The organism is Bacillus tequilensis, from assembly GCF_012225885.1.
Lineage (GTDB): Bacteria > Bacillota > Bacilli > Bacillales > Bacillaceae > Bacillus > Bacillus tequilensis.
Genome location: NZ_CP048852.1, coordinates 1,720,702 through 1,732,834, shown reverse-complemented (window position 1 = coordinate 1,732,834; position 12,133 = coordinate 1,720,702). Strand labels below are relative to the sequence as shown.

11 protein-coding genes and 3 pseudogenes are annotated in these 12,133 nt (G+C 32.8%); 5 read left to right on the top strand and 9 right to left on the bottom strand.

Annotated features, from left to right (window positions below; genetic code table 11):
• Positions 1-13 precede the first annotated feature (13 nt).
• From G4P54_RS09175 to G4P54_RS09160, 4 genes are all read left to right on the top strand, one after another.
• A complete protein-coding gene (locus tag G4P54_RS09175) occupies positions 14-406 on the top strand; it encodes a hypothetical protein (RefSeq protein WP_167872427.1) in 393 nt (130 codons plus the stop codon).
• A gap of 20 nt (positions 407-426) precedes the next feature.
• The gene (locus G4P54_RS09170; protein ID WP_167872426.1) at positions 427-678 is read left to right on the top strand and encodes a phage holin; all 252 of its coding nucleotides are present in this window, start codon (positions 427-429) and stop codon (positions 676-678) included.
• A gap of 133 nt (positions 679-811) precedes the next feature.
• The gene (locus tag G4P54_RS09165) at positions 812-1,942 is read left to right on the top strand and encodes a response regulator aspartate phosphatase (RefSeq protein WP_167872425.1); all 1,131 of its coding nucleotides are present in this window, start codon (positions 812-814) and stop codon (positions 1,940-1,942) included.
• A complete protein-coding gene (locus tag G4P54_RS09160) occupies positions 1,932-2,075 on the top strand; it encodes a hypothetical protein (protein ID WP_153801665.1) in 144 nt (47 codons plus the stop codon). Before G4P54_RS09165 ends, G4P54_RS09160 begins: the two co-directional genes overlap by 11 nt.
• 28 nt (positions 2,076-2,103) lie before the next feature.
• On the opposite strand, the pseudogene G4P54_RS21270 reads toward G4P54_RS09160, so the two are convergent.
• The 9 genes and pseudogenes from G4P54_RS21270 to G4P54_RS09110 form a co-directional block, all read right to left on the bottom strand.
• A pseudogene (locus tag G4P54_RS21270) lies at positions 2,104-2,260 on the bottom strand (hypothetical protein); the annotation flags it as partial.
• Between the two features lie 154 nt (positions 2,261-2,414).
• Complete coding sequence (locus tag G4P54_RS09155; RefSeq protein WP_167872424.1) at positions 2,415-4,121, bottom strand: carbamoyltransferase C-terminal domain-containing protein; 1,707 nt, start codon at positions 4,119-4,121, stop codon at positions 2,415-2,417.
• A 24-nt stretch (positions 4,122-4,145) separates the two neighbouring features.
• Positions 4,146-5,369 carry an MFS transporter gene (locus tag G4P54_RS09150; RefSeq protein ID WP_167872423.1) on the bottom strand — a complete coding sequence of 408 codons (1,224 nt, stop codon included), beginning with the start codon at positions 5,367-5,369 and terminating at the stop codon, positions 4,146-4,148.
• Positions 5,370-5,524: 155 nt separating this feature from the next.
• Positions 5,525-6,253 (bottom strand): carboxy-S-adenosyl-L-methionine synthase CmoA, encoded by a 729-nt coding sequence (gene cmoA, locus G4P54_RS09145; protein ID WP_167872422.1) that lies wholly within the window; start codon positions 6,251-6,253, stop codon positions 5,525-5,527.
• Positions 6,243-8,084, bottom strand: coding sequence for a ThiF family adenylyltransferase (locus G4P54_RS09140; RefSeq protein WP_167872421.1), 1,842 nt, complete (start codon positions 8,082-8,084; stop codon positions 6,243-6,245). Before G4P54_RS09140 ends, cmoA begins: the two co-directional genes overlap by 11 nt.
• A gap of 127 nt (positions 8,085-8,211) precedes the next feature.
• Positions 8,212-9,464: pseudogene (locus G4P54_RS21470) on the bottom strand (Y-family DNA polymerase).
• The gene (locus G4P54_RS09120) at positions 9,457-9,789 is read right to left on the bottom strand and encodes a YolD-like family protein (protein WP_167872420.1); all 333 of its coding nucleotides are present in this window, start codon (positions 9,787-9,789) and stop codon (positions 9,457-9,459) included. The pseudogene G4P54_RS21470 and the gene G4P54_RS09120 overlap by 8 nt, the downstream one beginning before the upstream one ends.
• A 247-nt stretch (positions 9,790-10,036) precedes the next feature.
• Positions 10,037-10,265: pseudogene (locus G4P54_RS09115) on the bottom strand (sporulation protein YunB); the annotation flags it as partial.
• Between the two features lie 85 nt (positions 10,266-10,350).
• A complete protein-coding gene (locus G4P54_RS09110) occupies positions 10,351-11,292 on the bottom strand; it encodes a hypothetical protein (protein ID WP_167872419.1) in 942 nt (313 codons plus the stop codon).
• Between the two features lie 183 nt (positions 11,293-11,475).
• Here G4P54_RS09110 and G4P54_RS09105 point away from each other — a divergent pair, with 183 nt between their 5' ends.
• On the top strand, positions 11,476-12,078 hold the full coding sequence (locus G4P54_RS09105; protein WP_167872418.1) for a DUF6037 family protein: 603 nt from the start codon (positions 11,476-11,478) through the stop codon (positions 12,076-12,078).
• Positions 12,079-12,133: the final 55 nt, after the last annotated feature.

Here is a 12,133-nt window from a genome sequence, read left to right as displayed (position 1 = left end):
AGGTTGGTGACAAATGGATAACTTTGAACAAAGCACCATTTCAAGATTAAGTGCACTAGAAGAAAAAGCAAAACACACTGATAACAAGATCAACTCTCTTGAGGAAAGAACAAATGTTATCGGTCGTATAGCTACGCTTGTTGAGCAACAAGTTGAAATTAATAAAGACTCCCAAGCACAATCAAGAGAACAATTCAGTACTCTTAACGAAATGAGTAACAGTTTAAAAAATCTAAGTAAATCATATGAAAAACTGGACAATCGAGTTGAAATCTTGGAACGCTCTGATTCAACTCGCAAAATTGATCCCTCACAATTTACAAAAGACCTTGTATTCAAGGTACTACCAAGTGTAATTGCCACTATTATTGGTGCATGGTTACTCATACATTTTGGCCTCAAATAAAATTAACAGGAGACGATTAAATGACTAAAATCAACTGGAAAGTAAGATTTAAAAAGAAAACATTCCTTGTTGCGATTTTCTCAGCAACGCTGTTATTTGTACAAGCAATTGCATCTGCTTTTGGGTATGACTTGACTGTATTGGGTGACGACTTAACTGAGAAATTTAATGCGCTTCTAACTTTTTTAACTGCAATGGGAATTGTGGTTGACCCAACAACTCAAGGTATTTCTGATAGTGAACAAGCAATGGATTACGATTCACCGAGATAACACCCCTGCCCTTCTCTTAATTGAGGAGGGTATTTTTTTCGTTTTTTAAGAAAACGTTAATCTTCCTTATTCACTTAAATATGATAAAATATTACATATTTAGTCTACTGGATACATAGAGGGAGGGATTTCAATGGAGCAATTAATTCCGTCATCCACAGTTGGAGTTAAAATCAATGAGTGGTATAAATACATACGGATGTTCGCCGTTCCAGATGCTGAGATATTAAAAGCAGAGGTTGAAGAAGAAATAAAACATATGAAGGAAGATCAAGACTTATTGCTGTATTATTCTCTCATGTGTTTTCGTCATCAGCTAATGCTGGATTACCTTGAGCCTAAGTCATTGAATGAAGAACGCCCTAAAATTTCAGACTTATTAGAAAAGATTGAAGGCAGCCAAATAAAACTTAAAGGTGTCCTAGAATACTACTGCAATTTCTTTAGAGGAATGTACGAATTTGATAGGAAGGAATATATAAAAGCAATAAGGTCATATAAAATTGCTGAGAAAAAGCTCGCTTTAGTAACAGACGAAATTGAACGAGCTGAGTTTTATTTCAAAATGGCTGAAGTGTATTATCACATGAAACAAACCCATGTATCAATGCACTATGCTGAAGCTGCGCTTAATATTTATAAAGGCCAAAAAACTTATACTGTTCGTCGAATTCAATGTGCTTTTGTTGTAGCTGGGAACTTTGATGATTTGGAAAGTCATGAAAAAGCAGTTCCACATCTTCAAAGAGCATTAAAAGATTCGAAAGCTATAAACAAGCACAAACTAATTGGGGCATCGTTATATAATTTGGGGAACTGTTATTATAAAATGAAAGAGTATGACAAAGCTGCTGAGTATATTGAACAAGCAGTTTCATTGTACGAAAACGATAAAAGTGATCATCTCCCTCATACGTTATTTACACTGACACAAATTTACTTCAAAATGAAGGATATTGAAAAAGCCTTTATTATTTATAAAAAAGGAATCGAGAAAGCACAAGCCATTAACGATGATGTCTTGGTTGCTGAGTTTAATTACTTAAAGGCTTTATATATCGACTCTATAGATAAACGCACAGTTTTCCGAACTTTTTCTGTACTAAAAGATAATGTTATGTATCCAGATTTAGAGGAATTAGCACTCGACACGGCTAATTATTGTAAGGAGATAGGGCAATTTGAAAATTCAACCACCTTTTTTGACGTTATGGTGGATGCCCGAATCCAAATACAAAGAGGAGAGTGTTTATATGAAATTTAAACTTGCATTAGCCACCTTGTCAGTTGTCGTTGGATTAGCAATTTTTAGTGGCTTTTCATCCTCGAATGACAAAGAGTTCCATGAAGCTAAAAGGAATATTACTTCTATTCAACCGACCAAGTTTTTTGTTTAATGTTTAGCCCTTCTCTTTGAGAAGGGCTTTAACTCTTATGTCCACCTGTTAGCCCTGCTCTGTGAAGCGCAGTTCCTGCAGATGTATAAGAAACTGCTCTCAGAATGGCTTTCGATCAATACTTGCATCTAATCCCATCCAAACGAAACAAGCTTTCTTCTCTTCTCATTATCCACTTCAAATAAAATCATCAGGTGTTACACATATTGATTTAGCCCAAGTAGACGCTATATTGATTTATTTATCATTTTTGGGGTTCGTTACTGATCCAACGACTTTAAGTATTTCAATAAAAAATTCAAAGGGTGAAAAAGACACGCCACTCTATAGAGGCGTGTTTTATATTCTCCATATTAAATAATTATCTAGAATTAAAGCGTCTAAATTACTTTCTGCGAAACAAGATATTGCATCTTCTGGTGTTTCTACAATTGGCATGCCATTTAAATTAAAAGAAGTGTCTAGGACTACGTAAACGCCAGTTATCTCCCCAAATTTTTTTATAAGCTTATAATAAAGCTCGTTATCACATTCTTGAACTGTTTGCAACCTAGCAGTTCCATCAATATGAGTTATAGCAGATAATAAGTTTCTTTTATCTGGATTAACTGTAGCTGTAAACATCATCGATGGACTTCTCTCTCTAAAATTAATGAAATATTCAGATGTTTTTTCTAAGATTACACTTGGAGCAAATGGTCGAAAGGCCTCCCTTTTTTTTATTTCTAAATTAAGACGATTCATAACTAACTTATCTCTTGGGTCTGCTAAGATACTACGATTACCTAAAGCTCGTGGACCAAACTCACTTTTCCCTTGGTACCAACCAATAACTTTTCCTTCACTTAATAATTTAGCTCCCACAGTAGTAATATTATCCATCTCTTTAAAAGTTAAACCTTTGTATTTCTTATTGATAATTCTAAGATCTTCTTGTTTTATTCTATATTCCTTTCCAAGATACAATGGTATATTAAAGTTAGGGCTTACGGGGATATTCCTTTCTTTCATATCTTCTATAACACCATATAAGGCATTTCCTATACACAAACCTTGATCCTGAGGGGCACTAGGAACATAAACGCTTTCAACTCTTTTTATATCTAACAATTGACTATTACTAAGACAATTTAAAGCCACTCCTCCTCCCACGCAAATATTACTTAAATTATACTTATTCAATAAAAACTCTGCCCTAACCCTTGTCCATTTTTCTAGTTGTTTTTGAATATATTCTGCCATATCTGCATGAATTTGCTTAAGAGGTTCATTTCTTTTTCGTGAATCTGGTATTGTTACAGATAGTTTACTAAATAAATTTTTAATATCTTTTTCTGTATCTCCCGTATCCTCTATAATACAATGTAAATTTCCATCATAATCCATCCTATAGGCATCACCTATATTTTCAAAAGCCCCAGAACCATATGATGATAATCCCATTGTTTTGCCAGCGTTGTGATAGTTACCTAATCCCAAGTAGGTAGTAATTTTATTATACAATTTTCCGAACCCTAAGGCATATGGATAGTCAAAGTCTCTGTCCACTAATTTTATTTTGTCCTTATTTCCTATGTAATAAGAATTTCTTTCGCAAGTATTTTCGAACATATACGGTGATGTTTTTTCACCAATTATTTGCCCTTCATTGTCATTAATTATAATTAATGCAGAGTCATAACCGCTAGAAAAATAAGCAGCGTATGCATGTGATAGGTGGTGTGTTGGTATTACTATGAGCGATTGTTTTTCATTAATACCTATCTCTTTTTTTATATGATCAATTAAAAATTGAGGAACATTTATAGATACTCCATAAAAACTTACCACAAATTGATCAACGTCTTCCAAACTTAAATTGCAACTTTCAAGAACATATGGTAATGATTTTTTAAAGCCACCATCATATTTTATATATGAGAGTCGTTCTTCTGTAATCGCTGCAGCTATATGGTTGTCTTTGAAAATACAGACCCCTCCCCCATCAACATATCTGATTTCATCATCATCATTTACAATGCACGCATTTAAACCTACTGTAATCATAATACCCTCCAGTAAATAATAAAATTATCCCTCTGTATAAACTTGGTCATTAGACTCAACCGACTTTAATTTAGATGTTAATGAGATAATCAAAGATATTATCCCCATCAATAATAATATAAAAATAGCAACCCTGATATTATATATACCTACAACTGTAACCATTAAAGACATGCTTAAAGGGTTAGCTGTTTGTTCAATCATTTGAAACGTGGAATTTACTCTAGCAAGATACTCTGTAGGACAGTGCTTTTGAACAAACGTAGCTCGACAAATAGCATACATAGTAGAACCACAACTCATACAAAACAACCCTATAGGGATTAGAACCCATCCAGGCATTAATAATATAAATAACCCTAAAGATATTATGGAATAAGCTAAATTAATTATAAATCCTAAATTTAATTTTTTTAGAATTCTAAACAAAAGCGTAGCTGAAAACATACCGAATCCAGCTGTAGCAGTTATAAAACCTATCTGAGAATCTGTAAAGTGGAGAGAATCTTTTAAATAATAGATTACTATAGTTGTTACTGGAGCAACTGAAAAAGTAATTAGGAATACAGATAAGGAAAAAAACCTTAAAGTTCTAGTTTTAAAGGATATTTTTAATCCTTGTGCAACATCCTGAAAAAAGGTTTTATTAGGCATTTTAATTTTTTTATCTGGGATTCTAACAAGATACAAAAAAAACATCATTATTCCAAATGTGACAGCATCTAATAAAACTAAGTCAATTGGAGCGAGAAAAGTTAATAGTAGTCCTCCTAAAACTGGCCCTGTTAACATTGAGGATGTCCAAACCGTTGTAAATCCTGCATTAGCCTCTATTTTTTGATTAGGGTAAAGTACTGGAATCAATACAAAATTTGAGGACCTTGCAAATAAATCAACCGATTTAATTAAAAAGCCTAGTATAAGTAATACCCAAGCATTCAGTATACCAACGTAGTAAAAACAAACTATTAGGATTGCTAAAAGCGCTTGCAGTATATAAGAAGAAAAAATCACTTTTTTGGGGTTTAATCGATCAACCATAGCTCCAATAAAGGGCCCCAATAAAATTTTTGGCAATTGCACTATAACCGTTAAAACACCCATTAAGGATAACGATTTAGTTAAACTATATATTAATAAAGGTAAAGCAAGATCAAACCATGCATTCCCTAATGAATTAAATAGTGTACCGGTTGCATATGTAGTAAAGCGAGAATTCTTCCAAATAGAATTACTTACTTTATCCATTAAAATCCTCCTTTCGATTGAATAGAAGGAGGCTTCAAAAAAAACCTCCTTCTACACTTACAAGATTAATTTGTGTAATGCCCGTTTTGAGCTCTAATAATTTTCACTTTGCGAATTTTCAACATCCCGCTCACCTCCTTTCAAGTTTTTTATTATCATTTCTTTGCAAAAATCACCCCAAAATTCAAATATTTAAATGCTAAAGAAACTTCTTTAAAACCAGCTTTTCTGAGCATATCGATATTTTCATTAAATGTGTACGGGATCAAAACATTTTCCAATTCCTCTCTCTTTTTTGCTATTTCAATTTGAGAATAATTATTTTGAGTTTTAAATGTATAGTACATATCTATATATCTGCGGGTGAAGAATGAAGAAGTATCAATGAATTTCTCGTATAACACCAAAATTCCATCTTCCTTAAGGTTATTAAAAAGGTTATTTAAAATCTTTTGTCGATTAATTGGTCTAATGAATTGTAAAACCAAGTTCAGAATAAAACATCCCGACTTTTCAAATTCTAAATCATTTGTTATATCACCTTGTATTAAATTTATTTTTTGCAAATTAAGTTTCTTTATTTTTTCTTCTGCTTTTTCAAGCATTGATTTTGAAAGGTCTACTCCTATTAATGGATTTTCCTTTTGAAATTCTGTTAATTTTCTTCTTAGTAGTATTAATGTTGTTCCTGTAGAACAACCTAAATCGTATATAGTGTTATCATTTTTAATATTATCAACTATAAAATCAACTATAAGATTTTGAGTTTCATTGTATAAAGGAACACTACGAGTAACCATGTCATCAAATACATTGCTTACTTCACTATTAAAAGTGAAATCCTCAACTGATTTTTTATGTATATATATTGAATCAGATGGCATATCTATCTTCCTTTTTTAAAACAAAAACTTGGAAATAAGGAATTCGTGAGCATTTTTCAAAAAGTATTGGGTGAGTTTCACTAACCCTACTTATTGGCTGTGGCTCTAGAAGAGACACAATCTTAAAACCCGCATCGCTAAAAGAATTGAAATATGTTTCTGTTGTCCGATGGTAAGTTTTAATAGACTTTATAACTGTTTCACCATTCTTATCTTCCCTTGACTTTTCTATTGAACCTTCATTAAAATAGTCTTTCAAAATAAACTCTTCATAATTCCATTTGCCATTATAGTATTCTTTTCTCCAACCTCCTCCATCCTTAATTGGATGAGGAATAGTAATTATTAATGTTCCCTCATTTTCCAAAAGTGCATTTAATTTCCTGAGAGTATTGTTTATTTCAGGCAAATAATCAAGGATATTATTACATAGAATATAATTAAATTTATCATTAATTTCTATAGATTCAATATTACCTAGTACAGTCTTAACTGACCCTGCATTTATATTGTTTGCTTTTTTATCTAAGACCTTTAACATGTCATTTGAAATATCAACTGCTGTTACTTTTGCTCCCTTGTTAGCAAAATGTAAAGCCTGTTCACCAGTAGCACACCCAATATCAAGTATTTTAGTTTCCCCTTTATTCATTTTCACCAATTTACTCATAGTTTTATCTAACAATATGGAATTAAAAGAATCACTCTCCCGTTCTTCAATATATACTTCATGTAACTGTTTTTCTGAATTTGAAACACTAACAACTGACGGATATTTACATTTTATATCAGAACATAAGCAGTTATTTTTTTTCTCGTATTTTTCTTCGTGTATTTTATAGTTTTCCGAATTAATTAAAAGCCTTTTTCCGCTTGTTTTTGTTTTTAACCCTAAAAGAAACCGAATGACCTCATTAGCTTGTATTGAAGAAACCATTGCGTTTAAAGGACCATAACTAGGAGCTTGGAAACTTTCATTTAAATTTACAGATAGTTCCGCCTTGTTGTCAGAAAATTGATAAAGATCGCCTTTATCTTTATAGCACTCGTAACATGCCGTTTCACCAGGTATAACTAAAGGCCCTATTGCACCATATGTCTCTATATAACCAGCGTTACTATAACTAAACCCATATTTTAATGCAGCATTGTTAATCCATTCATGAATAAAGAAAGGAGAATCAGCAGACAAAACAACAAAATCACATTCACTAAAATGATTATCAAACAATTCTTCTCCAGATATAGACTCACAAACAGGAATTAACTCAATCTCAGAATTAAGTAATTGAAGTTGCTTTTTCGCTGACTCAACTTTAGATTGACCAACTTGGTTTTCTTTATAGAGATACTGTCTTGTTAAATTTGATATTTCTATAGTATCTCCATCTGAAAAAATCAACTTGCCAACACCTGCTGCAGCTAAATTCATAGCCACATTAGACCCGATGCCCCCCATACCGACTAAGCCAACAGTCTTTTCTGCTAAAATTTTTTGAGCATCTCCTGCATTCGTATCAATCATTTCATAATACAAGCTGTGTCGAGAATACCTATTATTTGGATCATAATTTGATTTTACAATGATTTCATTTTCCATCAGATCATTTAAAAGTAAATTTATTTCTTTTGATGAAAGATTTGTATTTTCTGAAAGATATACTTCTGCTTCCTTAATTGTTTTTTTTGAAGAAAAAAATCTAAGGACATCAGACAAGTATTCTGGAGCATCTTCAATGACTAATGCATGAGGAGGCATTGAGCCAATTGCTATATTGTTTTGTAACTTATGTATACGGCTATAAACTTTCAATTGATAATAATCTTCCAAAAAAACCATTCCTTTCTATATTAATCGTTTATTCCATTAAATAAAATATTCTGATAACTTTGTTTAGGTTTTATTTTACATTATTTTCTCTTTTTTTACAATAAAAAAATAAAAAAAGACATAAAAATCAATTTTTATGTCCACCTGTTAGCCCTGCTCTGTGAAGCGCAGTTCCTGCAGATGTATAAGAAACTGCTCTAAGAATCGCTTGAGAGCCATATTTGTTTCTAATTCCATCCATAGCGAATCCAAGTTTCCTTCTTTTTTCATTATTCACTTCAAATAAACTCAGCTGCTGATTAACATCATCCTCTATATTTGATAACGTAACTGAGATACTTCTCACTGTTTTCCCCGAGTAAAACTTATTAAAGGGCATCAAGCATCATTTATAAATATCCATCGTGATATTTGTGGGAAGATCAATTGTTTTGGATCGATGAAATCCACCGCCAAACTCATCCTTACTGTACCCAATTCCTAGGCTTATTGTTCGACCAACTTTATTATGCGTACGTGCCCTTCTTGCTACTTCCTCACAAATCTCCAAAAGAACAGCCTTAATCTCTTCTCTCCTTGTATAATCCCTCAGTAAAATCTGACTCTTACCAAAACTATTCTGACCCTGCATCAACGGAGCACCAATTTCCGATAAATCAATTCCATGTGCATGATAATACAACTGGTTTCCAATTATTCCGAACTTCTTTTCAAGCAGCTCTAAAGGAAATTTAGCTAACTGACCTACAGTTGATATCCCCATTCGATTTAGGTTTCTTTCCATCCTCCCTCCTATTCCCCACATTTTAGACAACGGGTGAACCTTCCAGAGTTTATTTGGCACATCTTCATATCTCCAACGTGCAATACCACTTTTCATTTTCTTACTCTCTAGGTCAAGTGCAAGCTTACTGAGCAACATATTATCTCCGATGCCTACTGTGCACATCAAACCAAATTCTCTCCACATGCTGCTTTGTATTGCTTTGGCCATTTCTTCAGGATCTTCTTTTCCTGCATCTAAAAAAGATTCATCAATTGAATAGGTATGAACACTTTTTTTCAGGAACATACCTGTAAAACAGCTTTGTTAATCTCAGTCGAAACTCTGATGAAAAGCTTCATTTGTGGATTTACAATGTGTATTCTTGGATATTCAGGTATCTCAAAAAGTCTCGATCCTGTTTTGATTCCAAAATCTTTTTTAAGTGCAGGAGATGCAGCTAATACTACACTTCCCTGTCTCTCCGTATTCCCTACAACAGCTAGATAACATGTTAAAGGGTTAAGCCCCATTGTTGCAGCCGATACAGAAGCATAAAACGATTTCATATCGACACAAAGTATATTCTTACGTGGAAATTGTGAGTAATCAATCATTGTATGTAACTCCTATGATGTTATTCATGTTGATATAAACTGTATTGTCGTTCTGGTCTTTTACGTGAAGCTTTTGTTGTTCAAAATTAATGTAGTGAACTCTAGCGGTGACATTTTCAACGAATCCATTGTTAAAAAGTTTGAATCGCAATTCTTTGTTAAATTCAAGTGTCTCAGAGACGAGTAGATCCATCTCTTCAATTTGTTGATCATTCAAGGATGGCTTTTCAATTTTTGATACATCAACCAAATCTTGTTTAAGCTGTGTTAAATGTTCTGGAAGCATCATTGATGTCCATTTGATTGTCCCTCGATCTCTAAGCATATCGACTCACTCCTTTATCGATTTAATATTAACAGAACAAATGTTCTTTATCCAAGATAAATCAGAACAAAAATTCGATGTAATTGTTGGAAATGACTATTCATCAAATATCCACTGTTCTTTATGACCTGTTAGGCGAGACTGGAGTTTCAACTCCATTGAACTCCCTCCATAGGCATGGGAGCGAAAAGAAATCCGCAGGAAAAAGTAAACACACAGCCGCATCTTTCCTGGCGGCTGTGTGTCTTTATTTGTCTTTATCGGTTCCGGATTTCTCCTGTTCTTCATTCGGTAGCTGGACGGAAAGCGTCATGCCTGGTCCCTGCTTCGTTATAAAACTGCGGCACCTCTCTTTGAATGGCTTTAATGGAGACCAGAATATTATTTGTCACGACTGATGTCTTACTGGCAAACGGAATAATGGCATTCTCTTTTATTTCCACAAAAATGCTGATATCGATCACGGTATTGTTGATGATGTGCAAAAGAGAAAGGAAAACTTGGTTGCAAAAAGTCTTCTGGCTTTATTATGCGAAAAAACTTAAAAGTGGGGTTGAATGATTACTTTATCTTGATATGATCAATATCCTGAACGTTATTCACAGAAATAATTATAGTTAGACTAAGCTCATAAAGTGTTGCTTCATACCTAGCGGGGCTAATCTGTACAATTCCGCTTTCTGCAAACTTGTATTTTACACTTTGGCTTAATTGGTGCTCGAAATTCAATAAAATGCTTTTTAGTTTATTAAAGGAGTTGAAATTTCTATTCTCCCTAACTTTAAAAAATTCTGAGATTGCAACAATGAAACTTTGATGCTGAGGAGTCAAATAGTCATCATGAAAAATACCATTAGGTACGAAAAGATAGTCTATATTAGTAAAATCATTGTATATTTCATTCATTGTAAAATGCAAATTCCAAAGGCTAATTTGTTTATGATCATACGCGTGGCTTAAACTTCCTTGAGTATTGAACACAAATCTAAAGGCATCATTCTGTGAATCAATTTTATGGAAATCTTGAATAACCTTTTTTTGTGCAGGGCTAATTAAAAAACTAAGATTATTTGGAACTAGAATGCTCTCTAGTTCATCTAATAAACGTATTAAATTGTGAGTCTTTGTATAAGTGATGGGGAGACGAAAAAAAATTTGAAATCTAAGTATATTTTCTTTTAACACTAACTCTAAATAGTGTCTATAATTAAAAATAATAGGATAAACCAAACTGTCTGAATAATATTTAGCAAGTTTAATGGACATATGTGCAGCTTGAAAGAAACCTTCTTTATATCCGTAGTAGTATGATTCTCCGTCCCAACCAATCACAGCATTATAATCTGGATAATTGTAATTTGGACAGAATGTTTCGAAACTAGTATTATTTTTTCTAGTGAATTTATTAAATTGCCCACCAGGATTGTAGATGGGAATTTCGTCTGAGGATTTATCCCTGTTAAGAAATTTTTTCATTTCGTTTATTTGATCATTGTTAATCATAAGAATCTCCTTTTGCTCAAAACTTGTTTTGATATTGAATAGATGTTACTAATTTTTTCTAATTTTGTCCAACCATTTTGATTAGAATAAAAGAAGAATTTTATTTAAAAGTCATCTGTTTAGTGGAAAAATAGTCCACAAAACAGTAACATTGAATGATAAACATCGAAAAAGGAGATGGCCATGAAGCTAGTTGGATTAGAAATTCTTCATCAGAATATGAAAGAAAACAATTTAGAACGTGTGAAGTTTGATTTTAGAAAAAACGGAAAACTTTTTAAAGCGATATTCTTAGCTGATATTGAACCATATAAACTTTTAATTGGTGTACGTTCTGAATTGTTTTGCCTTTCCATGTCCGTAAGTACTGATTATGATATAAAAACTTCCATTTCCAGAGACCATTACAAGGCTTTAGTTGAGATTTTAGGGCTACAGTACGATCCGAATAATCCTTTTAAACCAAAGTACTTTTTCGAAGAATTAAATACTCAGATTCCTGAAAGGATTAATGTTAATTCAAGAGTTGCAATTCACGAAATAGCTGAATTGAATCCTGCTTATGAAGATAGAGAGAAGATTTATTTCAAAGGGTGGAAGGATAATAATATCAAAGGTGAAAAAGTGAGAAACCTGCAAAAAACTAGAGAGTGTTTAGGTGAAGAAGCCTACCAAATGTGTAAAGAACATAATATTAGCAGTGTTTGGACGAAGCATAAGACAGAATCAAAAGAATTTCATTTGCCTGACGTTGTAATTCAAACAACGAATAGGGGGGATGACTGAGGTTATTGACGATATCTAATGATTGAAAAGGAATCTAATATAGCCACTTTTATAA